This window comes from Izhakiella australiensis, assembly GCF_002006995.1.
In the GTDB taxonomy this organism is placed as follows: domain Bacteria; phylum Pseudomonadota; class Gammaproteobacteria; order Enterobacterales; family Enterobacteriaceae; genus Izhakiella; species Izhakiella australiensis.
Genome location: NZ_MRUL01000016.1, coordinates 40,615 through 63,318 on the forward strand (window position 1 = coordinate 40,615; position 22,704 = coordinate 63,318).

The 22,704-nt window shown below is 53.6% G+C and carries 27 protein-coding genes and 1 pseudogene; 18 read left to right on the top strand and 10 right to left on the bottom strand.

Annotated elements, in window-relative coordinates; translation table 11 throughout:
* Positions 1-2 precede the first annotated feature (2 nt).
* From BTJ39_RS18480 to cysE, 5 genes are all read left to right on the top strand, one after another.
* Positions 3-434 (top strand): rhodanese-like domain-containing protein, encoded by a 432-nt coding sequence (locus BTJ39_RS18480; protein ID WP_078004163.1) that lies wholly within the window; start codon positions 3-5, stop codon positions 432-434.
* Between the two features lie 14 nt (positions 435-448).
* Positions 449-700, top strand: a complete 252-nt coding sequence (gene grxC, locus BTJ39_RS18485; protein WP_078004164.1) for a glutaredoxin 3 — start codon at positions 449-451, stop codon at positions 698-700.
* A 57-nt stretch (positions 701-757) separates the two neighbouring features.
* Positions 758-1,219, top strand: coding sequence for a protein-export chaperone SecB (gene secB / locus BTJ39_RS18490; RefSeq protein WP_078004254.1), 462 nt, complete (start codon positions 758-760; stop codon positions 1,217-1,219).
* The gene (gene gpsA, locus BTJ39_RS18495; RefSeq protein ID WP_078004165.1) at positions 1,219-2,238 is read left to right on the top strand and encodes an NAD(P)H-dependent glycerol-3-phosphate dehydrogenase; all 1,020 of its coding nucleotides are present in this window, start codon (positions 1,219-1,221) and stop codon (positions 2,236-2,238) included. The genes secB and gpsA overlap by 1 nt, the downstream gene beginning before the upstream one ends.
* 61 nt (positions 2,239-2,299) lie before the next feature.
* A complete protein-coding gene (gene cysE / locus BTJ39_RS18500) occupies positions 2,300-3,121 on the top strand; it encodes a serine O-acetyltransferase (protein WP_078004166.1) in 822 nt (273 codons plus the stop codon).
* Positions 3,122-3,227: 106 nt separating this feature from the next.
* On the opposite strand, the gene trmL is transcribed toward cysE, so the two are convergent.
* From trmL to cpxR, 3 genes are read right to left on the bottom strand one after another with little or no spacing between them, the layout of a single operon-like run.
* Positions 3,228-3,701, bottom strand: a complete 474-nt coding sequence (trmL, locus tag BTJ39_RS18505) for a tRNA (uridine(34)/cytosine(34)/5-carboxymethylaminomethyluridine(34)-2'-O)-methyltransferase TrmL (RefSeq protein ID WP_078004167.1) — start codon at positions 3,699-3,701, stop codon at positions 3,228-3,230.
* Positions 3,702-3,741: 40 nt separating this feature from the next.
* Positions 3,742-5,118, bottom strand: a complete 1,377-nt coding sequence (gene cpxA, locus BTJ39_RS18510) for an envelope stress sensor histidine kinase CpxA (protein ID WP_078004168.1) — start codon at positions 5,116-5,118, stop codon at positions 3,742-3,744.
* On the bottom strand, positions 5,115-5,813 hold the full coding sequence (cpxR, locus tag BTJ39_RS18515) for an envelope stress response regulator transcription factor CpxR (protein WP_078004169.1): 699 nt from the start codon (positions 5,811-5,813) through the stop codon (positions 5,115-5,117). The genes cpxA and cpxR overlap by 4 nt, the downstream gene beginning before the upstream one ends.
* A 151-nt stretch (positions 5,814-5,964) precedes the next feature.
* On the opposite strand from cpxR, the gene cpxP reads away from it, so the two are divergent.
* From cpxP to BTJ39_RS18545, 6 genes and pseudogenes are all read left to right on the top strand, one after another.
* The gene (gene cpxP / locus BTJ39_RS18520) at positions 5,965-6,471 is read left to right on the top strand and encodes a cell-envelope stress modulator CpxP (RefSeq protein ID WP_078004170.1); all 507 of its coding nucleotides are present in this window, start codon (positions 5,965-5,967) and stop codon (positions 6,469-6,471) included.
* A gap of 350 nt (positions 6,472-6,821) precedes the next feature.
* Positions 6,822-7,043, top strand: coding sequence for a type II toxin-antitoxin system Phd/YefM family antitoxin (locus BTJ39_RS18525; protein WP_078004171.1), 222 nt, complete (start codon positions 6,822-6,824; stop codon positions 7,041-7,043).
* Entirely contained in the window at positions 7,040-7,423 is a 384-nt protein-coding gene (locus BTJ39_RS18530; RefSeq protein WP_078004172.1) for a type II toxin-antitoxin system death-on-curing family toxin, read from the top strand. Before BTJ39_RS18525 ends, BTJ39_RS18530 begins: the two co-directional genes overlap by 4 nt.
* Positions 7,424-7,586: 163 nt before the next feature.
* A pseudogene (locus BTJ39_RS25185) lies at positions 7,587-7,919 on the top strand (TFIIB-type zinc ribbon-containing protein).
* An 11-nt stretch (positions 7,920-7,930) separates the two neighbouring features.
* Positions 7,931-8,563: a type VI secretion system-associated protein TagO gene (locus BTJ39_RS18540; protein ID WP_078004173.1), complete on the top strand. Its 633-nt coding sequence runs from the start codon at positions 7,931-7,933 to the stop codon at positions 8,561-8,563.
* A gap of 175 nt (positions 8,564-8,738) precedes the next feature.
* Complete coding sequence (locus tag BTJ39_RS18545) at positions 8,739-9,035, top strand: TM2 domain-containing protein (protein ID WP_078004174.1); 297 nt, start codon at positions 8,739-8,741, stop codon at positions 9,033-9,035.
* 144 nt (positions 9,036-9,179) lie between these two features.
* On the opposite strand, the gene BTJ39_RS25300 is transcribed toward BTJ39_RS18545, so the two are convergent.
* Positions 9,180-9,314, bottom strand: coding sequence for a hypothetical protein (locus tag BTJ39_RS25300; RefSeq protein WP_277869782.1), 135 nt, complete (start codon positions 9,312-9,314; stop codon positions 9,180-9,182).
* A 359-nt stretch (positions 9,315-9,673) separates the two neighbouring features.
* Here BTJ39_RS25300 and fieF point away from each other — a divergent pair, with 359 nt between their 5' ends.
* The 4 genes from fieF (at position 9,674) to BTJ39_RS18565 (ending at position 13,766) form a co-directional block, all read left to right on the top strand.
* Positions 9,674-10,576 (top strand): CDF family cation-efflux transporter FieF, encoded by a 903-nt coding sequence (fieF, locus tag BTJ39_RS18550; RefSeq protein ID WP_078004175.1) that lies wholly within the window; start codon positions 9,674-9,676, stop codon positions 10,574-10,576.
* A gap of 214 nt (positions 10,577-10,790) precedes the next feature.
* Complete coding sequence (pfkA, locus tag BTJ39_RS18555) at positions 10,791-11,753, top strand: 6-phosphofructokinase (RefSeq protein WP_078004176.1); 963 nt, start codon at positions 10,791-10,793, stop codon at positions 11,751-11,753.
* A 139-nt stretch (positions 11,754-11,892) separates the two neighbouring features.
* The gene (locus BTJ39_RS18560; RefSeq protein WP_078004177.1) at positions 11,893-12,891 is read left to right on the top strand and encodes a sulfate ABC transporter substrate-binding protein; all 999 of its coding nucleotides are present in this window, start codon (positions 11,893-11,895) and stop codon (positions 12,889-12,891) included.
* Positions 12,892-12,980: 89 nt separating this feature from the next.
* Entirely contained in the window at positions 12,981-13,766 is a 786-nt protein-coding gene (locus BTJ39_RS18565) for a CDP-diacylglycerol diphosphatase (RefSeq protein WP_078004255.1), read from the top strand.
* Position 13,767: 1 nt separating this feature from the next.
* Here BTJ39_RS18565 and yhjD read toward each other — a convergent pair whose 3' ends face one another.
* Both yhjD and BTJ39_RS18575 read right to left on the bottom strand, forming a co-directional pair.
* Positions 13,768-14,784, bottom strand: a complete 1,017-nt coding sequence (yhjD, locus tag BTJ39_RS18570; RefSeq protein WP_078004178.1) for an inner membrane protein YhjD — start codon at positions 14,782-14,784, stop codon at positions 13,768-13,770.
* 46 nt (positions 14,785-14,830) lie between these two features.
* Positions 14,831-15,733: a LysR family transcriptional regulator gene (locus BTJ39_RS18575; protein WP_078004179.1), complete on the bottom strand. Its 903-nt coding sequence runs from the start codon at positions 15,731-15,733 to the stop codon at positions 14,831-14,833.
* A 116-nt stretch (positions 15,734-15,849) separates the two neighbouring features.
* Here BTJ39_RS18575 and BTJ39_RS18580 point away from each other — a divergent pair, with 116 nt between their 5' ends.
* Positions 15,850-16,608, top strand: coding sequence for an SDR family NAD(P)-dependent oxidoreductase (locus tag BTJ39_RS18580; RefSeq protein ID WP_078004180.1), 759 nt, complete (start codon positions 15,850-15,852; stop codon positions 16,606-16,608).
* A 32-nt stretch (positions 16,609-16,640) separates the two neighbouring features.
* Here BTJ39_RS18580 and BTJ39_RS18585 read toward each other — a convergent pair whose 3' ends face one another.
* The gene (locus BTJ39_RS18585; RefSeq protein ID WP_078004181.1) at positions 16,641-17,510 is read right to left on the bottom strand and encodes a PhzF family phenazine biosynthesis protein; all 870 of its coding nucleotides are present in this window, start codon (positions 17,508-17,510) and stop codon (positions 16,641-16,643) included.
* 111 nt (positions 17,511-17,621) lie between these two features.
* Between BTJ39_RS18585 and BTJ39_RS18590 the strand changes: the two genes are divergently transcribed.
* Positions 17,622-18,245: a glutathione S-transferase family protein gene (locus BTJ39_RS18590; RefSeq protein WP_078004183.1), complete on the top strand. Its 624-nt coding sequence runs from the start codon at positions 17,622-17,624 to the stop codon at positions 18,243-18,245.
* Here BTJ39_RS18590 and BTJ39_RS18595 read toward each other — a convergent pair.
* Positions 18,242-19,693: an aminotransferase-like domain-containing protein gene (locus tag BTJ39_RS18595; RefSeq protein ID WP_078004256.1), complete on the bottom strand. Its 1,452-nt coding sequence runs from the start codon at positions 19,691-19,693 to the stop codon at positions 18,242-18,244. The two genes, BTJ39_RS18590 and BTJ39_RS18595, sit on opposite strands and share 4 nt — an antisense overlap.
* Positions 19,694-19,836: 143 nt before the next feature.
* Here BTJ39_RS18595 and BTJ39_RS18600 point away from each other — a divergent pair, with 143 nt between their 5' ends.
* The gene (locus BTJ39_RS18600; RefSeq protein WP_078004184.1) at positions 19,837-20,424 is read left to right on the top strand and encodes a LysE family translocator; all 588 of its coding nucleotides are present in this window, start codon (positions 19,837-19,839) and stop codon (positions 20,422-20,424) included.
* 42 nt (positions 20,425-20,466) lie between these two features.
* On the opposite strand, the gene BTJ39_RS18605 is transcribed toward BTJ39_RS18600, so the two are convergent.
* Positions 20,467-21,246, bottom strand: a complete 780-nt coding sequence (locus tag BTJ39_RS18605) for an ABC transporter substrate-binding protein (protein WP_078004186.1) — start codon at positions 21,244-21,246, stop codon at positions 20,467-20,469.
* Between the two features lie 172 nt (positions 21,247-21,418).
* Positions 21,419-22,693: an alanine racemase gene (locus BTJ39_RS18610; protein ID WP_078004189.1), complete on the bottom strand. Its 1,275-nt coding sequence runs from the start codon at positions 22,691-22,693 to the stop codon at positions 21,419-21,421.
* Positions 22,694-22,704: the final 11 nt, after the last annotated feature.

Here is a 22,704-nt window from a genome sequence, read left to right on the forward strand (position 1 = left end):
TCATGCAAGAAATTATGCAATTCGCAGGCAATCACACCATACTTAGTCTGGGATGGGTTGTTTTGCTGGTTCTGGTGATCGTGACCACCGTTAAGGGCATGTTCTCCAAGGTAAAAGTTATCAGCCGCGGCGAAGCAACACGCCTGATTAACAAAGAAGATGCCGTCGTGGTCGATACCCGCGGTCGCGATGAGTTTCGCCAGGGGCATATTTCAGGCGCCGTGAACGTCCAGGCGAGCGAAATCAAAAAAGGCAGCTTCGGTGAACTGGAAAAACACAAAGCCCAGCCGATTATCGTGGTCTGCGCAACCGGTCAGAACGCCCAGGAAGCTGCGGCGAAGCTTCATGCTGCGGGATTTGCTCAGGTCTCCGTGTTGAAAGACGGCGTTTCAGGCTGGAGCGGTGAAAACCTGCCGCTGGTTCGTGGTAAATAACTTCGGAAATTTTCATGGCTAACGTTGAAATTTATACCAAAGCAACCTGCCCTTTCTGCCATCGTGCCAAGGCGCTGCTCAGCCAGAAAGGCGTAACCTATCAGGAAATCCCTATTGATGGCGATGCTGATAAGCGCGATGAAATGATAACGCGCAGCGGGCGAACGACCGTTCCGCAGATTTTTATTGACGCACAGCACATTGGCGGCTGTGACGACCTTTATGCGCTGGATGGCCGTGCAGGTCTGGACCCGCTGCTGAAATAAAATATGACGCGCCTCAGCGCGCTGATGGATAACTTCATTAACAGGACTATTAAGATTATGTCAGAACAAAATAACACCGAGATGACTTTCCAGATCCAGCGTATCTACACGAAAGATGTCTCTTTTGAAGCCCCGAACGCGCCGCAGGTATTCCAGAAAGAGTGGGAACCGGAAGTTAAGCTGGATCTGGATACTGCTTCCAGCCAGCTGGCGGATGAAGTCTACGAGGTTGTGTTACGCGTGACGGTCACCGCAAGCGTCGGTGAAGAAACCGCTTTCCTGTGTGAGGTTCAGCAGGCGGGTATATTCAGCATTTCCGGAATTGATGGCAATCAGATGGCCCACTGTCTTGGCGCCTACTGCCCGAACATTCTGTTCCCCTATGCCCGCGAGTGCATTACCAGCCTGGTTTCACGCGGCACCTTCCCGCAGCTGAATCTGGCGCCGGTCAACTTTGACGCGTTATTTATGAACTATCTGCAGCAGCAAGCAGGCGAAGAGCCGCAGCAGGATGCATGATGCTGCGGGTAACGGACTCTATTAGCGTTATCGGTGCCGGCTCGTACGGCACCGCTTTGGCTATTACGCTGGCGCGTAATGGCCAGCCGGTTACGCTGTGGGGGCACAATCCGGCCCATCTGGCTCAGCTTGAGGCCGACCGCAGCAACCAGGCATTTTTACCTGATGTTCCGTTCCCTGATACGTTAAAGCTCGACGCCTCGCTGGCAAATACCATTGCGGCCAGCCGCGACCTGCTGGTCGTGGTACCCAGCCATGTATTTGGTGAGGTATTAACGCAAATTAAACCCCACCTGCACGCTGACTCACGCATTGTCTGGGCGACCAAAGGACTCGAAAGAGAGACCGGGCGTCTGCTGCAGGATGTGGCGCGCGATATCCTTGGCGACGCTATTCCGCTGGCGGTAATTTCCGGGCCTACCTTCGCCAAAGAAATGGCTGCCGGGCTGCCAACCGCCATCGCGCTGGCGGCTACCGATCCGCAGTTTGCTGAACAGCTGCAGCAGCGCATGCACTGCGGTAAAAGCTTTCGGGTCTACAGTAACCCTGATTTTATCGGCGTTCAGCTGGGTGGCGCGGTAAAAAACGTTATCGCAATAGGCGCGGGCATGTCCGACGGCATCGGCTTTGGCGCCAACGCGCGCACCGCGCTTATTACCCGAGGCCTGGCGGAAATGACGCGGCTGGGTAACGCGCTGGGCGCAGATCCCACAACCTTTATGGGCATGGCGGGATTGGGCGATCTGGTACTTACCTGTACCGATAATCAGTCCCGTAACCGGCGTTTTGGCATGATGCTCGGTCAGGGGAGTGATGTGGAAGAGGCCCAAAGCAGCATCGGTCAGGTAGTCGAAGGATTCCGAAATACGAAAGAGGTCAGGGCGCTGGCGGCCAGGGTCGGCGTGGAAATGCCAATAACTGAGCAAATTTATCAGGTATTGTATTGCGAAAAAAGCGCGCAAGAGGCAGCATTGTCCTTACTGGGACGTACAAGGAAAGACGAAAATAGCCCACGCTGAATAAGATTCAATACCACAGGTAGCGCCAACCGGCGCTATTTTTTTCTTGAGGGTGTAAGCCATGCCGTGTGTTGAGCTGGATCTGGTCTGGAGTCATATTAAAGCTGAGGCGCGCGCGCTGGCCGACGGTGAACCCATGCTGGCAAGCTTCTATCATGCGACGCTGCTTAAGCACGAAAATCTCGGTAGCGCGTTGAGCTATATGCTGGCAAACAAGCTGGCTAATCCAATTATGCCCGCGATTACTTTTCGCGAAATCATTGAAGAGGCATACAAAGAAGACGCTTCGATGATTGACTCTGCCGCCTGTGACATCCAGGCCGTTTGCCTGCGCGATCCGGCGGTGGATAAATACTCTACTCCGCTGCTCTATCTGAAAGGATTTCACGCGCTGCAGGCCTACCGTATCGGCCATTGGTTATGGAACGAAGGCCGCCGGGCGCTGGCGCTCTATTTGCAAAACGAAATATCGGTTTCTTTTGCCGTTGATATTCATCCGGCGGCAAAGATAGGGCACGGTATTATGCTCGATCACGCGACCGGCATCGTTATCGGAGAAACCGCGGTAGTGGAGAACGATGTCTCCATTCTGCAATCGGTTACGCTCGGAGGAACCGGTAAAACCAGCGGCGACCGTCATCCGAAAATTCGCGAAGGCGTGCTGATTGGTGCCGGCGCGAAAGTTCTCGGCAATATTGAAGTCGGGCGCGGGGCTAAAATTGGCGCTGGATCCGTGGTATTACACCCGGTACCGCCACATACCACCGCGGCCGGCGTCCCGGCGCGCGTCGTAGGTAAGCCGGCTTCGGATAAGCCCGCCATGGATATGGACCAACATTTTAATGGCACAGTGGCGGGTTTTGAGTTTGGCGACGGCATCTGACCGCTACCCGCCCGCTTTTTCTTATCGCCACCGTGTGGCTGACGGCTGGCGCTCCTTCAACGAGAAAACGCGCCGTCGATCGTAGCTGACGCGTGCTAAAGCCAGCTTATTCTCGCAGCAACGCGCCGCCATAATCCAGCTGCCGCCAGGCTTCGTAAACCACTACCGATACGGCATTTGAAAGGTTCATGCTGCGGCTGCCGGCGACCATTGGGATACGAATTTTTTGTTGTGCTGGCAGCGCATCAAGGATCGTGGCGGGCAGCCCGCGGCTCTCGGGGCCGAACATCAAATAGTCACCCGGCTGATAGCTAACCGCGCTGTGCGCAGGCGTGCCTTTCGTGGTCAGTGCAAACAGGCGTGAGGGCTGCGCCTGGTCAATAAATGTTTGATAGCTGGCATGGCGCTGAACGCTGGTGAACTCATGATAATCAAGACCTGCACGGCGCAGACGCTTATCGTCCCAGGCAAATCCCATTGGCTCAATCAGGTGCAGACGAAAGCCGGTATTAGCGCACAGACGGATAATATTACCGGTATTAGGTGGGATTTCGGGTTCAAACAGCACGATATTCAGCATCAGAAGCGGCCTTCAGTAACGAAGGCCGCAGAATAGCAAATTAAACGCGCTTGTTGTACAACGGCAGCCAGAGGGTCAGGCGCAGGCCGCCAAGCGGGCTGTCGTCTGCTCTGACCCAGCCGTTATGCTGCTGAATGGCGGTCTCTACAATTGCCAGCCCCAGGCCCGTGCCGCCGGATGCGCGATCGCGCGCTTCGTCAGTACGGTAAAAGGGGCGGAAAATCTGCTCGCGATCTTCTTCGCTGACGCCAGGGCCATCATCATCAACATGAATGGTGATCCCCTGATTGTCTACCGAGAAGCTTACCGATATGTGGCTATGAGAATAACGCAGCGCATTACGTACGATGTTTTCCAGCGCACTTTCCAGCGCATTGGGATTACCGTATAGCGGCCAGGGGCCAGGCGGATAAGGGACGTCCAGCTTCTTACCCATTTGTTCAGCTTCAAAACTGGCATTATCCAGTACGTCTTCCCAGAGATGATTAGCCTTGATCGCTTCGCTGATCAGCGCATTTTTATGTTGGGTGCGGGATAGCACCAGCAGATCGTTGATCATGCCATCCAGACGCTGCGCTTCGGTTTCAATACGCTCCAGCTCTTTTCCCTCGCCAAAGCGGCGACGCATCAATGCGGTTGCCAGCTGCAGTCGGGTCAGAGGCGTGCGCAGCTCATGAGATATATCAGAAAGCAGGCGCTGCTGAGCGGACATCATGCGTTCCAGCGCGCTGATCATTTGGTTGAAGCTGGAACCTGCTGCGAGAAACTCCTGCGGGCCTGATTCCAGCTCAGGGTGCTGGCGCAGGTTACCGCTGGCGACTTCATCGGCGGCAAATTTTAGCTTGCGTGCTGGCTTTGCCAGGCTCCAGGCGAGCCACAGTAGCAGCGGCGCGCTGATTAACATGGTAACCATCAGTAGCAACAGCGGGCGGTCGAACAGCAGGTTAATAAAGTCGAGCTGTGAACTGCTGGCCGGACGAATCAGGTAGAGTTGGTAATTGTCTTCGCCATCGCGCACCGAAAACGGTCCCAGCATTTCGACGCGGCCGTATTTTTTCTTTTGCGGGTGATCGGCATTGTCGGACTGGCCGATAAAGTTACGGATAACCTGCATTTCGCTGTGTTGAGCGCCAAGAACCCGGCCTTCGCTGGTGACCAGAAGCAAGCGCTGGCCGGGCGGTGCCCATTTATCGATGGCCCGGAACAGGCGTTTCCACCACATCAGGTCATTCGGCGGGTCCTGCCGCAGCTCAGTTTCAACGTGCTGTTCAATCATCAAACCCTGCCGCTGCTCGCTATCGAGCAGCGGTGTCATCTGGCGAGAGTCAAGCTTGGGCAGCATCAATACCAGCATCAGCACCAGTGCCAGCGTTAGCCAGAAAATGGCGAAGATACGCGTGGTGAGACTTGAAATCATGCGACTGAAACCATCAGATATCCACGTCCACGTAGGGTTTTAAACCAGGGATGGCCGTCTCTACGATCGGGCAATTTGCGGCGCAAATTGGATATGTGCATATCGATAGCACGATCGAAAGGCGTCAGACGTTTACCCAATACTTCCTGGCTCAAATGCTCGCGTGAAACCACCTGCCCAAGGTGCTGAGCCAGCAGATAGAGCAGGGTAAATTCGGTTCCGGTCAGCTCAAGCGTTTGATCGTCGAAGCTAGCCTCCTGGCGGCCGGGATTAAGGCGCAGTAAATCCACTTCGAGCGTTGGAGAGCTGGCATCGTGCTGCTGTTGCTGCTCACTCCAGTGTGAACGCCGTAAAATGGCGCGGATGCGGGCTACCAGCTCGCGGTCATTAAAGGGTTTAGGTAAATAATCATCGGCACCCAATTCCAGCCCCAGAACGCGATCCAGTTCGCTACCGCGTGCTGTCAGCATAATCACCGGGGTTTGATGCTGCTGGCGTAGTTCTTTTAACGTATCAATACCGTTCTTTTTCGGCATCATGACGTCGAGTAATAATAAATCAATTGAGCTGTCCAGCAGACTCAGCGCCTGTTCACCGTCACCGGCAACCACGACGTTAAAGCCTTCCATTTCCAGCAGTTCTTTCAAAAGCGAAGTCAGTTCGCGGTCATCGTCAACCAACAGGATTTTATTCATCTTTTCTTGCCCTCCGCAGGCAAAATACCTTGAACAAATGCGGTCATCCTATCACTTTACTTAGTTTTACACCCCCTGACGCATGTTTGCAGCTGGCCTCGTAGACTGAATCTCGTACTAACGAAATACAGCGACTAACCAGGAGTAAACGATGCGCACAGTTACCGCCGTCGTTACGGTTTTACCGCTGATGGTTGGTTGCTCTGTCACTCTGGCTGCAAACGTTACGACGAGTGATGGGATGCTTCAACAATATCGTGGAATGACGACAGGCAGTATGACGCAATTTCCACGAAATCACATGTTTGATGGCATTCAACTGACGGAGCCGCAGCGTCAAAGGATGCGCGACCTGATGCAGCAGACCAGGCATGAGCAGGCTTCCGTCAGCGTTAATGATTTGGAAACACTGCATGAATTAATCACGGCAGACCCGTTTAATGAAGCGGCCTACCGTGCGGAGTTAGAGAAAATAGCCCAAGCCGAAGTTGAAAGACAGCTTGAATTTGCCCGGGTACGGCATCAGATGTATCGGCAATTGACGCCGACGCAACGAGCGATTTTAGAACGGAATCATCAGCAGCGCATGAACGAACTGCGCGAGCTGAGCGAGAGGCAGCAGGTTACTTCGCTGCATGCAGTAAGTAGTAATCAGTAAAGTAGTAACCAGTAACATAGTATCCCTGTTTTCCTTGCCATAGACACATCCCTGTCTTCCCCCGCCTTGATGGCGGGGTTTTTTTTATCAAAGAATTACCGTACTGCCTCATCAAATCAATCCTCCCTTCATCCGCCTTAAGCTGCTGCAAAATGGATCTAACGCTGCATGTGTACTGGAAAAGATTACAACGATCGGCGCCGTATTAAGCGCAAAATATGCAGCGCGCCCATCTGCTGACAGGCTGGCATCATGGTGGCGCTTAGTGTAGTTGATGCGAGGTTATAGGTTTATTATTGTCTATTGTACGTCTGTGTTGTACATTTTAAATGTACATTAAAGGAGGCTATATGCGAACCTATACCACATCTCAGGCCCGTCAAAATATTGCTGAGGTAATGGAGGCGGCTACGGCTGGTGAGCCTGTAGAAATAACCCGCCGCGATGGCTCTGCCGCTGTGCTTATCAGCCGCGATGATTTCAACGCGTGGCAGGAAGCTAAGCTGGATGCTGAGTTTGCCGAAATTATGGGACGACACGATCGTACCATTAAGGCGCTGGCCGACAGATGAAATGGATTAGCGCTCAGGAGGTGATAGCATTCCATGAGCGCCTGCTTACAGTTTTGACGGGCGTTCAGGGAATGCCAGAACCGGGAAGAGCAGAGGCGATTATTTATCGGGTTCAGAATCAGCTTTATTATGAAGGTGTTGAGGATATTCATGAGCTTGCAGCTATGTATCTTATTGCAATTGCTCGTGGGCATATTTTCAATGATGGCAATAAACGTACTGCTTTTTTTGTCGCGGTGGCATTTTTAAACCGTAACGGGATTCGGATTCGTGATGAAGGCAATGAGCTGGAAGAATTGACCGTTTCAGCCGCTACGGGTGCTGTTACTACGGCACAAATCGCCGCTGTTCTTCGCCAACTTTCTTGCGATCTGCTGTAACTTAAAGCCGCCTATGTAAGCAGTCTGAGAACCCTGTGCAAAAACATGGAATTTGTTAACGCTCTGGCCCGTTTGTATGGCGGGTTAATTTTTATTTATCCAAACAAAATCAACTGATAGGCTTTATGGCAGTTATGTAATCCTGTAAATGGAGTTTAGGAAAATGGCATTAGTAAACTGCCCGGAATGCAGTAAAGAAATTAGTGATTCAGCGTTTAAATGTCCGTCTTGCGGCCATCAGGTCAGAAAGCTGAAGCGCTCATTTTTTGGCCGAATCGTTAAATAGGTATTTATCCTGTTTAACATCTTTATGATCTATTGCCTTTTTACCGGAATTGGTGACAGTAGTGACGTTATCAATGACGCAGCCTCAGATGCAGAACGGATTGGGGCCGCAATTGGTACCGGGCTGGGGATGATGATGCTTGGAACCATCTGGGTTATTGGCGATATCATTATTGGAATGTTTGTTTTCTTAACTCGCCCGAAATCATAAAAGGTAATGGCATGAAAAAGATAACCATTGCTCTGGCGCTGTGCTCTTCTGCTGTATCAACAGCGTATGCGGCGGAATCAGTTAAAGTCGATATTAACAATGACGCATTAATGAAATGCAAATTCGAAGCAAAGAATGATGCGCGTTTAGCTTGTTACGATAATATTTTCCCACCGAAAGCCGCCGAAGAGGCGAAACCCGTAGTTGGTGTCGGAAAATGGCAAGTATTGACGAAAACTTCACCGATAGATGATTCAGAAAATGTTTTTGTTAGCCTTTCTGCTAATGATTCTTTCCGCTCTAACTTTGGCGAGTCGATTACCCCAGATCTCTACATTACATGCCGGGAGAAGAAAACGGAGTTATTTATCAACTGGGATACCTATCTGGGGCTGAACGAAACGCAAATGCTATTTCGTTTAGATAAACAGAAAGCAAAAACAAAGCGCTGGGATATCTCCAGCGATACTAAAGCGATCTTTTATCGTGGGAATGTGATCGAGTTTGTTAAGTCTCTAAGCCAAGCTAACGTAATGTTCACTCAGATCACGCCATACAACGAAAGCCCTGTAAATGCGACGTTTGATCTGGCTGGTCTGTCAGAGGCATTGAAACCACTGCAAAAAGCCTGCGGATGGAAGTAATGCAGTGTGCAGCCCCGCCTTGATGGCGGGTTTTTTTTATCAAAGAATTACCGTACTGCCTCATCAAATCATCAGCGTTGAAGGGGGAATATCGTTTTCCTGGCACCTTCCCAATAGTGATAGTTTAGCGATATTATAATGACCTCGAATATGGGTACAGATTGGTGGGATAAGTATGTCTGAAATGGTTTTTTGTCGGGGATGCGGAAAAACGCTCCATAGCACGGCCAGAACCTGCCCGAACTGCGGCGCAGTGCAGTATCCTGAAGGCCGTAAAAGCAAAATAGCCGCTGCGTTACTGGCATTCTTCCTCGGTGGATTTGGCGTTCATAAGTTTTATCTGGGGCAGGTGGGGCTGGGTATTTTGTATCTGCTCTTTTTCTGGACGGCTATCCCGGCAATCATTGCCTTTATCGAATTCATCATTTATCTGTGCATGTCCGACGAAAAGTTTGCCCGTAAATACGGTTAATAAAAACGATGTCGCTCGCGGCTCTACGTCTGCAGCGATGAAACAGTTACCGCCAGTATGATTAATTTGTCATGTAAAGCCTGACGGCGATAAATGACGATAAATAATGCTGGCGGTCATTTTAAGCATCATGTATGACCTGCCCTACTCAGCCTCAGCCTCAGCCTCAGCCTCAGCCTCAGCCTCAGCCTCAGCCTCAGCCTCAGCCTCAGCCTCAGCCTCAGCCTCAGCCTCAGCCTCAGCCTCAGCCTCAGCCTCAGCGCAGGTAAACCCGCCCATCAGGTAGATAACGCATGTCATTGATCTGGCGTGTTGAACAATCTGTGTCGCAGCCTTATGCGTATCAGTCTGGTTTTGTTTGCCAGCAGTTTGAGCGCTGCGTGATAGAAAGCCTGTTTCGTATCAACAGGGCGATGAAAAGGCGGCTTGCTCCTGGTTTTTACTGCGTTGGGTGACGCGGACCGGGTTCCTCCAGCCGCTTAATAGATTAGCGGGGCAGCTCACGGCTTAACGGGACAGAAACCGGGGCAGATTCGCGCCGCCGCGTTGCAATCGGCGTTATATCTGACAAAGAGTAGCCACCGGTTTTCCTGTTAGAATTGTAGTTTAAGAGATCTTATAAATCAGAGATGTTATCCATGGATCAACAATACGGACGTCTGGTCAGCCGCGCAGCTTTAGCGGCCACGGTGATGGCGCTGGCGTTACTACTGATAAAAATTTTCGCTTGGTGGTATACCGGGTCGGTCAGCCTGCTGGCGTCTCTGGTCGATTCGTTAGTGGATATTGCAGCGTCGCTGACTAATCTGCTGGTGGTGCGTTATTCCCTTCAGCCGGCCGATGAGGAGCATAGCTTCGGTCACGGTAAAGCCGAATCGCTGGCCGCGCTGGCGCAAAGCATGTTTATTTCCGGCTCTGCGCTTTTCTTATTTCTGACCGGCTTTAAGCACCTGGTTGAACCTCAACCAATGCAAGGCGCTGGTTTTGGCGTTATCGTAACGCTGGTTGCACTGTTTAGTACGGTGATATTGGTTACTTTCCAGCGTTGGGTGGTCCGAAAAACGCGCAGTCAGGTGGTACGTGCTGATATGTTGCATTATCAGGCAGATGTGATGATGAACGGTGCGATTCTGATAGCATTAGTGCTGAGCTGGTATGGTTTCCTGCGAGCCGATGCGCTGTTCGCGTTAGGAATTGGCGTCTATATTCTCTACTGCGCTTTGCGTATGGGGCATGAGGCCGTGCAGGCGTTACTCGATCGCGCCCTGCCCGACGAAGAGCGCCAGGAGATTATCGCCATTGTGTCGGCCTGGCCCGGTATTGATGGCGCGCACGAGTTACGCACCAGAATGTCAGGACCGACGCGTTTTATTCAGCTGCATTTGGAAATGAACGATAGTCTGGCGTTGGTTGATGCGCACCTGGTTGCCGATCAGATGGAGCAGGCGTTGTTAAGGAAGTTTCCCGGTTCGGATATCATTATCCATATCGATCCCTGCTCGGTGGTGCCGCTCGATCGCCAGGGGCAATATGAGTTATAACGTACTGAAGAGACAATCGAAGCGGGAATTCGCGGGCGCTCATGTTAATATGTAAAAAATAATAGCCTGATGTTGTCTGACCTGAATCAATTCAGCACAAGGTCTTTGATATACTATAGCCATCAATAGTCTTATGCCGGTTGTAACGTTACGATTGTCTCCAGCGGTTTTGCCGGCCAGGAATTCAATTAGCTTTAATAGTTCAGAGGTTGTCATGATCAAAAAAATCGGTGTACTGACAAGCGGCGGCGACGCTCCCGGGATGAATGCCGCTATTCGTGGCGTGGTGCGAGCGGCGCTGGGTGAAGGACTGGAAGTTTTTGGCATTTATGATGGCTATCTTGGCTTATACGAAGATCGGATGATCAATCTGGACCGCTACAGCGTTTCTGACATGATCAACCGCGGCGGCACCTTTCTGGGGTCTGCGCGTTTTCCTGAATTCCGTAATGAAGAAGTGCGCGCGGTAGCCATTGATAACATGAAAAAGCGTGGCATTGATGCGCTGGTCGTTATCGGTGGCGATGGCTCTTATATGGGAGCAAAGCGCCTGACTGAAATGGGTTTCCCCTGCATTGGCCTGCCAGGCACCATTGATAATGACGTCGCCGGTACCGATTACACCATTGGTTATTTCACCGCGCTGGAAACCGTGGTCGAGGCGATCGACCGCCTGCGTGACACGTCGTCTTCTCACCAGCGTATTTCCATTGTCGAAGTCATGGGACGCTACTGCGGCGATCTGACCCTCGCGGCAGCGATTGCCGGCGGCTGTGAGTTTATTGTGCTGCCGGAAACGCCTTATACCCGTGAAGAGCTGCTGGCGGAGATCAAAGCCGGCATTGCTAAAGGCAAAAAGCATGCGATCGTCGCGATTACCGAGCATATCTGCGATATCGACGAACTGGCCCACTATATTGAAACTGAAACCAAGCGCGAGACTCGCTCAACGGTCCTCGGGCATATTCAGCGCGGCGGCGCGCCGGTGGCCTATGACCGCATTCTGGCCTCGCGGATGGGAACCTATTCCATCGAGCTGCTGCTGCAAGGCTACGGCGGCCGCTGCGTCGGTATTCAGAATGAGAAGATGGTGCATCACGACATCATCGACGCAATTGAAAATATGAAGCGTCCGTTCAAAAGCGACTGGTTGGAAATGGCAAAAAGGCTTTACTGATTTGTTCAGGCGCTGCTTTCAGCGCCTTTTTTATCGCTTCATATATTCCATAAAGTTATTACCTTTTATTTTTAATTCTTTAAAATTTGGATAGGCCTATGTCACGCTCTCCTGAGTCATTACCCTGGAGAGCGTTAGAATGAAAAAGTGGAGTGTAGGTGCCATCCTGCTGCTGGCCTCTGGCAGCGTGCTGGCGAAAGATATTGAGTTGCTGAACGTTTCATATGACCCGACGCGCGAATTGTACGATCAATACAATAAGGCGTTCTCCGCGCACTATAAAAAAGAGACCGGTGATAATGTCACTATTCGCCAGTCCCACGGCGGTTCAGGTAAGCAGGCCACCTCGGTTATCAACGGGATTCGCGCCGATGTGGTGACCCTGGCATTACAATCGGACATCGACGCGATTGCCGAACGCGGTCGCATTGATAAGAACTGGATTAAGCGCCTGCCTGAAAACTCCGCGCCATACACTTCCACCATTGTATTTCTGGTACGCAAGGGCAATCCAAAACAGATCCACGACTGGAACGATCTGACCCGGTCCGGCATATCAATCATTACGCCAAACCCGAAAACTTCCGGCGGCGCCCGCTGGAATTATCTGGCTGCCTGGGGTTACGCTCTGGACCAAAGTCACGGCGATCAGCAGAAGGCCCTGCAGTTTGTGCGCGCGCTGTTTAAAAATGTCACCGTGCAGGATTCCGGCGCCCGCGGCGCAACCAATACCTTTGTGGAACGCGGGCTGGGCGATGTGTTGATCGCCTGGGAAAACGAAGCCTATATGGCGGTAAATAAGCTGCCGGGCGGTAAAGACAAGTTTGAAATTGTGACACCAAGCGAATCTATTCTGGCTGAGCCTACCGTTTCCGTAGTGGATAAGGTGGTGGATCAGCGCGATACGCGTAAGGTGGCGGAAGATTACCTTAAATACCTCTATTCGCCCGAAGGTCAGGCCATTGCGGCGGAAAACTTTTACCGCCCTCGCGATCCGGCCATCGCCAAAAAATATGCTGATGTGTTTGCGCCGGTGAAGCTGTTTACCATTGAGGAGAAGTTCGGCGGCTGGGAAAAGGCGCAGAAAGCACATTTCGCTGATGGCGGCAGCTATGATCAGGTGATGAAGCCTGAGTGAGAGAATATCTCAGTCGTGATACAAGATTTGCATGATCTTCACCTCTGGTTCCATTACATTGTGGATAATGATTACCAGAGGTGACTATGATGCAAGGACGAAAGCCCTTAGTCATTGTATTTTGCATAGTAATACTGTTAGCGATCGGCGCCGGCAGCTTTCAGGCACTGACGTTTCATAAAAACTCCGATGCGCTGTGGCGTATTATCAGTCAACAGTGCATACCAGACCAGGTGGAGCATCATAATCCTGCTCCCTGCCGGAACGTTGATTTACGCAATGGCTTTGTGGTTATGAAGGACCGCAATGGCCCCCTGCAGTTTTTACTGATGCCGACCGAGCGCATCAGCGGTATCGAAAGTACGCAGCTGTTGCATCCTGCTAAAACCAATTTTTTCGCTGAAGCCTGGTATGCCCGCCACTATGCCGAGGAGCTGTACGGCAAGCCGCTGAACAGCGCTGTTTTCTCCCTTGCCGTGAATTCACCCTGGGGGCGTTCGCAAGACCAGCTGCATATACATATATCCTGCCTGCGACCTGATATTCGCCAGCGGCTTGATGCCCTGGCGCCGCAGCTGGATAGCCGCTGGCGCAAAGAGAAGCTCGATCAGCATGAGTGGCTGATAAGGACCGTAACTCGCGATGAGTTTAACCGTAAAAGCCCGTTCATATACCTGGCCAATGGCGTTCCCGGCGCCTGGGAAGAGATGGGGCACTATGGCATAGCCGTTGCGTCGCTGAATGATGGCCGCCGGGCAATTATGGTCATTAAGCGCAACCTGTTGACGCTCAATCGCGCTTCAGCTGAAGAGATTCAGGACCATAGCTGCGCGCTGGTATATGGTCATAACAGCGCGCCCGCCGCCGCAAAATAAACTAACGGTGATGGTGGTGATCTTCGACTGGCTTATCGTCTTTGTACTCTGCGGTGGCTATCCAGGCAGCGCAGAACAGCGTCAGGCGAGCAAAGAAGTAAAAGAAGGCCATCAGCCCCAGGACAGAACCAAACGCCGCGCCTGAAGGGGATGTGGCCAGTTTAGGCAGCGTCAACGTCATAACAAATTTAATCACTTCAAAGCCAATCGCGGCCAGCAGCGTGCCGCGAAACAGCGCCTTTTTACGCGGTTTATGCCGGGGTAATATCCAGAATATCCATAGGAAAAGTAAGTAGTTGGCCAGTATAGAGATGCTGGTGGCAATCAGGGTCATAGCCGGTTTCAGCCATTCGATATACTGTAGCCCCAGCGCCGTGACGATAGCATTCTGCGCTGCACCGGCCACCGAGGTGAGGGACAAGGTAATAATCAACGCCAGTACCAGCCCGGTTAGCGAGATGAAATCCCGGATATATTTACGCCAGAATTTTTCCTGATCCTGCGCTTTGCGCTCCCAGACATCGCGCGACTGGGCGCGGATGGCTTCGCGCAGGTTGCCCATCCAGCTAATGCCGGAGTAGAGAGCGACCAGCAGTCCGGTTAATCCGACGGTAGTACGCTGCTGTACCGCGGTGTTTACCGTGTTTTTCAAGGTATTGGCCAGATTCGGATCGCTGATGTTGTTAGCAATTTTATCAATCAGCTCGTTCAGCAGGCCCGGATGTGAGGCGAGAACAAATCCGATCGCCGCGAATGAAACCATCAGGATAGGAATCAGCGATAAAAACGAAAAATAGGTGATGGCGGCGCCGAACTGGCTTCCCAGACGATCGTTAAACCGTTCACCGGCGCGTATAAAGTGCGCCACGGCTGGAATTGCCTGAAACCAGCTGACAAAGCAGGAAAACCGGGTAATGGATTTATCCACGGTTTTATTACCGGTCTTAACATTGATCAGCGGCTGCGCGTCGCCGCTGTTTTTCTCCTGCGGACGGGGAGGATTGTGGTTGTCCGTCATGAAACCTTTTTTCCTTTGCCTGTAATATTCTTAGCTAGTATAGCCTTCAGCGCTCAAGGTGCCTCTCTAATGACTGACTCAGCCAATCCATAAAAACGTGAACGCGCCGGGCCAGATTGCGCCGATGTGGATAAATCAGCGACAGAGGCATGGGCTTCGCCCTAAAACGCGGCATTACCTCAACGACCTGGGTAGCCTCCAGAGCCTGGTGGAATCCTACCGCGGGAACCTGAATAATCCCCAACCCCGCGATGCAGGCGGCGCGGTAAGTTACGCTGTTATTTACCGTAATAACGCCGCCGGTCTGAATATAATGACACTGTCGACCATCATAGAATTCAAAACCTTCATGGGGGGCGCCCAGCGTCTGGCTATAATGCACCATTGCATGCTGCGACAGATCGTCGGGGGATAGCGGCATGCCGAAGCGGGCCAGATAGTCAGGGCTGGCCAGATTTATCATGCGGAAATGGCCGAGCCGGCGCGCGACCAGGCCAGAATCGTCCAGCTCGCCTGCGCGTACTACGCAGTCAAACCCCTCGCGTATCACATCCACCCGATGATCGCTGCTGCTCAGCTCCAGCTCTATGCCGGGATAGTGCTGCAAGAATTTCGGCAGCTCGGGAATAACAAATTCGCTGGCCAGGCCGATTGGCATATCCACCCGTAAACGACCGCTTAGGGTTGCCGGATCGTGTCTGAACAGTTCATCCATTTCCTCAAGGGTGGCGAGCAGATCGCGACAGCGCTCGTAGTAAATCCGGCCGTCATGGGTTAGCTGAACCCGGCGGGTAGTACGCTGTAGTAGTCGGGTTCCCATTTGATTTTCCAGCGCCTGCATTTGGCGTGACACGCTCCCTTTGGGGAGGCCCATGCTGGCGGCGGCCTTGGTGAAGCTTTCCATTTCAGCGATACGCACGAACGCCTGCATTGCGTGAAATTTATCCATAAGTTATCCCCATTGTTCTTATATATGAAACAGTGAAGCGTATTTTGCAGAATTTATCATTTTATTTGTACGTAATATGCTTGTTTTATATTCACCGAATGAGACTGGAGTAGATAATGACGCAGAAAATAGCACTGATTACCGGTGGCAGCCGCGGTTTAGGGCGTAATGCAGCGCTGAAGCTGGCGGCTAAAGGCACTGACGTGATTTTTACCTTTAACGCCAGCCAGCAGCAGGCTGATTCTCTGGTGACGGAAATCAACGCGCTGGGACGCCGCGCCGTCGCGCTGCAGCTGGATGTGGCTGACAGTCAAAGCTTCAGCGCCTTTGCCGAACGGGTTAAAGCGGCGCTGGAAGCGACCTGGCAGAGAGCGCGATTTGACTATTTATTGAACAATGCCGGAACCTCGCTGCATGTGCCTTTGATTGAAACCAGTGAAGCCCAGTTTGATGAGATGGTGAACGTGCACTTTAAAGGGCCTTTTTTCCTGACCCAGAAGCTGCTGCCGTTAATCAACGATGGCGGTAGCATTCTGAATATCTCCTCCGGGCTGGCGCGTTTTTCTCTGCCTGGTTCAGGTGCCTATGCCGCGGTTAAGGGGGCGATTGAGGTGCTGACGCGCTACCAGGCACGCGAGCTGGGCGAACGGCAGATCCGCGTAAACGTGCTGGCGCCGGGCGCTATCGCCACCGACTTCAGTGGCGGCATGGTGCGTGATAATCCCGAAGTGAATAAGATGGTTGCGTCGATGACCGCGCTGGGCCGCGCTGGCGAGGCCGATGATATTGGCAATGCCATTGCGCAGCTGTTAAGCGACGAAGCGGGCTGGATTAACGGCCAGCGTATCGAAGCTTCAGGCGGCATGGTGCTATAAGCCGCTGGCCGGGCGACGTACTTTTCCCGGCTTCAGCGCGCGCTGGCGGGCAGGCGGATGGTACCGTCAATCACCGTCACACTCTGTCCGCCGATCCAGGGCGTCCCCTCGCGCCAGCTGACGCTGAGTCGACCGGCGCGATGCAGCGCCGTTCCCTGTCGGACGCGGTAATCGACCTGTTCTCCCCGCTCTGCCAGATAGCGCGCGAGGCAGGCGTTAGCGCTGCCGGTGACCGGGTCTTCCGTCAGCGATCCCCCTTCAATTAACAGCCCCCGAACTTCATACTTTTCACTGCCCTGGCTCAGCGGGCCAAAGGGCATCACGCCGTCCACGCCGGCTGCGGTTACCAGCTGAGCAAACGCGGCGGTGTCGGGGGTCAGCGCCAGTACGGCGTCGGCGCTAATAAGCGGCACCAGCAGCCAGCGAATCCCCATATCGGCGGCCATAACCGGCAGCTCACCGTGAAGCGCATTGCTGCCCAGCGCTTGCCTGACCAGAGCATGATCGGCGAAGGGGGTGAGTATTGCCTGCGGCGCGGCGAAAGCCAGCGCACCGTCCGGCTCTTCATGCAAAGTCACTAATCCCAGCCCGCATTGCTGAATAATGATGCCCTGCCGTTTGGGCGTCAGACCTGATTCGCGCAAGGCGTGCGCGCTGCCAAGAGTGGGATGGCCGGCAAAAGGTAGCTCAGTGTCCGGGGTGAAAATTCGCACCTGGTAATCCGCTTCAGGATGGCTGGGCGGCAGTATAAAGGTGGTTTCTGAAAGATGGGTCCAGCGGGCGATACTTTGCATTTCGGCATCGCTCAGATTCCGCGCATCAAGGATCACCGCCAGAGGATTGCCGTTATAGGATGAGGATGTGAAAACGTCCACCTGCTTAAATGCCACTGTTGTTGCCATTTTGCCTCCTGTGAAATAAATCCTGAGCGAGTAAACTGTCTATAGTCAGATTGTCGGCGGGGTGAGAACGCGATAGGTATAACCCGGCCTCATCTTTAAGGATGAATCACTATGCTGCGAATTCTTGGTCGTGCTTCTTCAATCAACGTTCGTAAGGTTCTCTGGACCTGCGATGAACTGGATATAACCTATCAGCGAGAGGACTGGGGCCGGGGTTTTAAGTCCCTGCAACAGGATGCTTTTATGGCGCTGAACCCGAATGCACAAATTCCCGTTATTCAGCAGGATGATTTTGTCCTCTGGGAATCCAATACCATCATCCGCTATCTTGCTAATGTCAGTCAGGCTGAATGGCTTTATCCGGCCGATCCGCGCCAGCGCGCGCACGTTGATCAGTGGATTGACTGGCAGGCCTGCGAACTGAACAGCGCCTGGCGCTACGCCTTTATGTCATTAGTCCGCCACTCTCCCGCTCATCAGGATGCCAAGCTGCTGGCTGCTGCCTGCAAAGGCTGGAACCACGTAATGGGTATTCTCAACCAGCAGCTGGAACGCACTCAGGCCTACGTAGCCGGACAAGACTTCAGCCTGGCCGATATTCCGGTCGGCCTGTCAGTAAACCGCTTTTACGAAACGCCGCTGGAACATGATGCGCTTCCTGCCGTACGTGCCTACTATGAGCGCCTGACTAAGCGTGCGGACTTTGCTCTGTGGGGGCGTAACGGCACGCCTTAATCAATGCCCGCTGGCAGCCCGGCCATTTCACAGGCCAGCTGGCCGGTACGCTGGATTGCCTGGCCGTAACGCCCATCAAAGGGAAAGCAGGTCGAGATCCGCAGCGCGTTATCATAGCGTGAACTCAGGCTGTAAAGCGGACCCGGCGTCAGGCAGATGTTTTCCTGCAGCAGCCGGTGAAACAGCGCTACGCTGTCAACCTGTTGCGGTAGCTCCACCCAGAGTAAAAAGCCGCCATCCGGCCTGGTTGCGCGGGTGCCGCGCGGGAAGTGGAGAGCAATCAGCCCACGCGCTTCTTCAATCTGGTGCTGATAGCGGCGACGCAGGCTGCGCAAATGATGGTCGTAGCCGCCGCTTTCCAGAAAATGGCCCAGCGTCGCGGTGAGCAATGCCGGCTCTGCCAGCGAAGATACCGCTTTCAGCCGTGCTACCTGCTGATGAAAGCGTCCGGCGGCAATCCAGCCGACGCGAAAGTCAGGGGCCAGGGTTTTGGTAAAGCTGGTACAGTACAGCACCCAGCCGTGGGTATCGAAAGCCTTAACCGCCGGCGTCGGCCCGGCGTGGTGCAACTCCGCATACAAGCCATCTTCAATTAGCGGTATCTGGTACTGGCTGAGCAGCTTTGCCAGCCGCCGCTTATTGCTGACCGGCATGCTGCAACCCAGCGGATTTTGCACCGTTGGCATCGCCAGCAGCGCCTGAATTCGCCCCTCTTGCATCAGCATTTCTACGGCATCAAGCGACAGCCCGGTTTGCGGATCGGTCGGGATCTCCACCGCTTTCAGCCCGAGGCTGGCGATAAGCTGGAAAAAGTAAAAAAATGCCGGCGTTTCGAGCCCAACGCAGTCACCCGGCCTGGTCACGCTGCGCAGCGCCAGCTGGAGCGCCTCCATGCATCCGTGAGTGAGGGTCACATCCTGCGGCGTTAGCTGCATGCCGAGATCCATCGCCCGGCGACAAATTTGCTGGCGCAGGCGGTTGTCTCCCGGAGGTAGCGCATAGCGGCCAATCAGGTGCGGGTCCCTGCGCAGCAGCGACGCAGTGATGCGCGCCAGTTTTGCCACCGGAAAGAACTCGCTGTGCTGCGGGCAGGCAAGCGCAATATTGGTGTAATCCTGATGATTCTGCGCCGCGAACACCGTTTCAATCAGCGCCAGCTTATCGCCGCCCGGGGATTGCACTTTGGGCTGGTGACGAGGCATGGGCTGGGGCGCGGGAAGCATACTGCGTACGAAATAACCGGACTGCGGTCGCGATTCAATTAATCCCCGGTCTTCCAGGACCTGCCAGGCGGCAAGTACGGTATTAATGCTGACGGCGTGCAGCGCCGCGCAGCGTCGGATGGCTGGCAGACGGCTACCGGGAGGATAGGTACCCTGATGAATGGCCTGGGCGAAAGTATCGGCCAGTAGTTGATAGCGGGTACGCTCAGTGGGCTCATCAGACAGGGTCACAGTGGTGTGCTCCTCAGTGGGTTACAGTTATCTTCTGGCAACTTTTGTACCCCATGCAATAACTATTTTCTGAATCTGTTACCATAAGTTAACAACATCGTAGACTGAAGATACGTTAATTCATCAGGATACTGGCAATGCTCGATCCCTCCTTTTTCAGCTACGTTACCGTTATGTCAATTACGCCCGGCCCCAATAACATGCTGCTGGCAACCTCTGGGGTCAATTTTGGCTTCAGGCGAACGGTGCCGCTGCTGAGCGGCATCACGCTAGGCTGCGTGCTGCAAACGGTGATGCTCTCGCTGGTGCTTAATGAACTGCTGCGCTGGATGGCGATACTACGCTTGCCGCTGACCGTGCTGGGCTGCTGCTATCTGCTATGGCTGAGCGTCAAAATTTTACGCTCCGGGGCGCCGCAGATGAAGCACCAGCTGCGACCGATGGGGGTCGTTGCCTCAACGCTGTTTCAACTGGTGAATCCTAAGGCCTGGGTAATGTTAAGCAACGTGGCCCTGCTATACAGTACGCAGAGCAGCCTGGGCGTGGTCATCGTGGGGTTTATGATGCTTAATTTACCCTGCATTCTCCTCTGGGCGTGGATGGGCGATCGGCTGGGGGCGCATTTGCAGGATCGCAGAAAGCGCCAGGCTTTCAATATCCTGATGGCACTGTCACTGCTGGCGACCACGCTATGGATGCTGCTGGAGGCGTGGTCAGTAAGATAAATAACCGTCTGCCAACGGCGTTGGGTTGGCAGACGGCGCTGATTATTTATCCAGACGCTGATAGACGTTGAAGGAAAAGTATTTTTTAGCAATCTTGTCGTAGGTGCCATCTTTGTGCAGCTGCGCCAGCGCATCGTTAATCAGCTTCAGATTGGCGTTATCATCCTTACGCAGGCCGATACCCACTCCCTCGCCAAAATACTTTTTACTGTAAAGCCGGGTTTTGCTTAGCGCATAGTCTGCGCCCGGTGGGGATTTTAAAAAACCGGTTTCGGCGGAAGCGGCGCTGGTCAGCGTGGTATCAATCCGACCGCCGATCAGGTCCGGATAAATCTCTTCCTGATTGGGATAAGAAATTACCTGTATGCCTTTTGGCTGCCAAACCTGCTGGGCGTAGGTTTCCTGGGTCGTGCCCTGGGCCACCGCCACGGTTTTCCCTTTCAGCCCTTCAATATCCGGCTCAATATTACTGCCCTTTTTCACCACCAGTGCGCTGGGCGTGTTATATACCATATCGGAGAAAGCGACCTGCTTACGCCGCTTTTCCGTCATCGCCATCGCCGAGAGAATGGCGTCAAACTTTCTCGCCTGCAGTGCCGGAATAATGCTGTCATAGCTGGTTTGTACCCAAACGCACTTAACTTTCGCGACGGCGCAGATAGCATTTCCGATATCAACATCAAAGCCTTGTGGGCTGCCGTCAGGCGCTTTGGATTCAAACGGTGGGAAGGTTGGATCGATGCCAAAACGCAGTTCGCCCTGCGCCTGCGCCAGGGTAGCAACGGCAAATAAAGAAAGTGCGGCTAACGGCAATAATTTCATACTTTTTTCCCGGAGAGGTGTCGATAACTGTCAAAAGATGAATGTGGCAGGCTGCGCCAGTGGTTACTCATAACAGCCGCCGGAAAGAATGGCAAAAGCAATCTGCTCCGCGCGAGGGCAACGACAAAAAATAAATGGCCCGATCGGATAGCGAATCGGGCCATTTATCGCGTTAAAACGCGGTAAATATACTGTCGACCGTCCGGTAGTCCTCATCGACAAGGGGTATATAGCGCCACTTATCAAAGGCGGTGCAGGGATGTGAAATACCGCACCCAACCCAGTCCCCCGGCTGAAGCGGGTCGTCGGCAGGCAGCTGCAGATAAGCATGCTGGTCGTTCAGATCCTTAATGCGATAGCCGCTTGCTTCACGCGGTGTGCTGCCATCGCGCTGGCGTACCTGATGAGGGATGGGCATATCCTGATCGAAGGGTGCGTCTCGACGGCCAAAATCAAGCAGCGCCAGTCCCGGCTCCGGGCGGGATAACACCCGTCCCCAGATTTCCAGCGCGCTGATAAAATGCTTTGCGCTGCCGGGCTGGCTGAAGGGAGCAATGCGCGCATACAGGCCATCATCATGTGCCATATAGGCGCCGGAGCGGATAAGAATGGTCGCAGGGATCGCAGGCCGGGCGGATTTAAAGGTTTCCACTACCACGTCAAACCAGGCGCCGCCGCCGGCACTGAGGATGATCTCCGGCGTGGCAAATAAGTTTTGTGCTGCCAGGCTATCGGCAAGGCTGGCTATCCAGCGGCAGTAATCGCTGACAATGCGTAGCGACCGTTCACTCCGGCCCGCCGCAACGGCGCCTTCATAGCCGGCAACGCCTACCAGCCTCAGGTTGGCGCTGCTTTTCACCGCGCGGGCAATTGCCAGTGCTTCCTCCAGCGTGCGGCAGCCGGTACGGCCGCCGACTATTGAGGTTTCCAGCAGCACATCCAGTACCGCGCCGCTCTGCTGCAAATTTTCCTGCAGGATGTGTACGCCCTGTAGCGAATCAACATAGCAGAGGAAGGCCTGATCGGGATGCTGACGTTGCCAGTCGCCAATCCAGCGGATACCCGCGGGGTCAACCAGCTCGTTGGCAAGAAACAGGTTACGAATGCCAAAGCGGCGCAATGCACGAACCTGTGCAGGCGTTGCGGCACTGAGTCCCCAGGCGCCGCTTTGTACCGCCTGGCGCAAAATAGCCGGCGCCATTGAGGTTTTCCCGTGGGCCGCCAGTAAAACGCCTTGCTCACGACACCAGTCTGCCAGGCTGCGCAGATTGTGATTCAGCGCCTGCTGTTTCATCACCATCACGGGTGAAAAAACCTTGTCGGACTGCAATACCGGCGTTCCCGGCGGCAACGGGCTGTCGCCATCGCCGGCAACGGATTTATAGTGCGGCAGTGACTGCAGCGGGTCGAGTTTGCCGTCAACCCGCAGCGGGAATAGAGTAGACATAAATCCTCCGA

Excerpts from the sequence above, each read along its gene's own strand:
- BTJ39_RS18585 (WP_078004181.1), bottom strand. The coding sequence starts at position 17,510 with ATGGCAACAACAGTGGCATTTAAGCAGGTGGACGTTTTCACATCCTCA.
- BTJ39_RS18610 (WP_078004189.1), bottom strand. The coding sequence starts at position 22,693 with ATGTCTACTCTATTCCCGCTGCGGGTTGACGGCAAACTCGACCCGCTG.
- grxC (WP_078004164.1), top strand. The coding sequence starts at position 449 with ATGGCTAACGTTGAAATTTATACCAAAGCAACCTGCCCTTTCTGCCAT.
- secB (WP_078004254.1), top strand. The coding sequence starts at position 758 with ATGTCAGAACAAAATAACACCGAGATGACTTTCCAGATCCAGCGTATC.
- BTJ39_RS18480 (WP_078004163.1), top strand. The coding sequence starts at position 3 with ATGCAAGAAATTATGCAATTCGCAGGCAATCACACCATACTTAGTCTG.
- BTJ39_RS25300 (WP_277869782.1), bottom strand. The coding sequence starts at position 9,314 with ATGGGCGGGTTTACCTGCGCTGAGGCTGAGGCTGAGGCTGAGGCTGAG.
- cpxP (WP_078004170.1), top strand. The coding sequence starts at position 5,965 with ATGCGCACAGTTACCGCCGTCGTTACGGTTTTACCGCTGATGGTTGGT.
- BTJ39_RS18530 (WP_078004172.1), top strand. The coding sequence starts at position 7,040 with ATGAAATGGATTAGCGCTCAGGAGGTGATAGCATTCCATGAGCGCCTG.
- BTJ39_RS18525 (WP_078004171.1), top strand. The coding sequence starts at position 6,822 with ATGCGAACCTATACCACATCTCAGGCCCGTCAAAATATTGCTGAGGTA.
- BTJ39_RS18545 (WP_078004174.1), top strand. The coding sequence starts at position 8,739 with ATGTCTGAAATGGTTTTTTGTCGGGGATGCGGAAAAACGCTCCATAGC.
- BTJ39_RS18580 (WP_078004180.1), top strand. The coding sequence starts at position 15,850 with ATGACGCAGAAAATAGCACTGATTACCGGTGGCAGCCGCGGTTTAGGG.
- yhjD (WP_078004178.1), bottom strand. The coding sequence starts at position 14,784 with ATGACGGACAACCACAATCCTCCCCGTCCGCAGGAGAAAAACAGCGGC.
- BTJ39_RS18605 (WP_078004186.1), bottom strand. The coding sequence starts at position 21,246 with ATGAAATTATTGCCGTTAGCCGCACTTTCTTTATTTGCCGTTGCTACC.
- cpxA (WP_078004168.1), bottom strand. The coding sequence starts at position 5,118 with ATGATTTCAAGTCTCACCACGCGTATCTTCGCCATTTTCTGGCTAACG.
- BTJ39_RS18575 (WP_078004179.1), bottom strand. The coding sequence starts at position 15,733 with ATGGATAAATTTCACGCAATGCAGGCGTTCGTGCGTATCGCTGAAATG.
- BTJ39_RS18565 (WP_078004255.1), top strand. The coding sequence starts at position 12,981 with ATGCAAGGACGAAAGCCCTTAGTCATTGTATTTTGCATAGTAATACTG.
- BTJ39_RS18600 (WP_078004184.1), top strand. The coding sequence starts at position 19,837 with ATGCTCGATCCCTCCTTTTTCAGCTACGTTACCGTTATGTCAATTACG.
- cysE (WP_078004166.1), top strand. The coding sequence starts at position 2,300 with ATGCCGTGTGTTGAGCTGGATCTGGTCTGGAGTCATATTAAAGCTGAG.
- gpsA (WP_078004165.1), top strand. The coding sequence starts at position 1,219 with ATGCTGCGGGTAACGGACTCTATTAGCGTTATCGGTGCCGGCTCGTAC.
- trmL (WP_078004167.1), bottom strand. The coding sequence starts at position 3,701 with ATGCTGAATATCGTGCTGTTTGAACCCGAAATCCCACCTAATACCGGT.
- fieF (WP_078004175.1), top strand. The coding sequence starts at position 9,674 with ATGGATCAACAATACGGACGTCTGGTCAGCCGCGCAGCTTTAGCGGCC.
- cpxR (WP_078004169.1), bottom strand. The coding sequence starts at position 5,813 with ATGAATAAAATCCTGTTGGTTGACGATGACCGCGAACTGACTTCGCTT.
- BTJ39_RS18540 (WP_078004173.1), top strand. The coding sequence starts at position 7,931 with ATGAAAAAGATAACCATTGCTCTGGCGCTGTGCTCTTCTGCTGTATCA.
- BTJ39_RS18560 (WP_078004177.1), top strand. The coding sequence starts at position 11,893 with ATGAAAAAGTGGAGTGTAGGTGCCATCCTGCTGCTGGCCTCTGGCAGC.
- pfkA (WP_078004176.1), top strand. The coding sequence starts at position 10,791 with ATGATCAAAAAAATCGGTGTACTGACAAGCGGCGGCGACGCTCCCGGG.
- BTJ39_RS18590 (WP_078004183.1), top strand. The coding sequence starts at position 17,622 with ATGCTGCGAATTCTTGGTCGTGCTTCTTCAATCAACGTTCGTAAGGTT.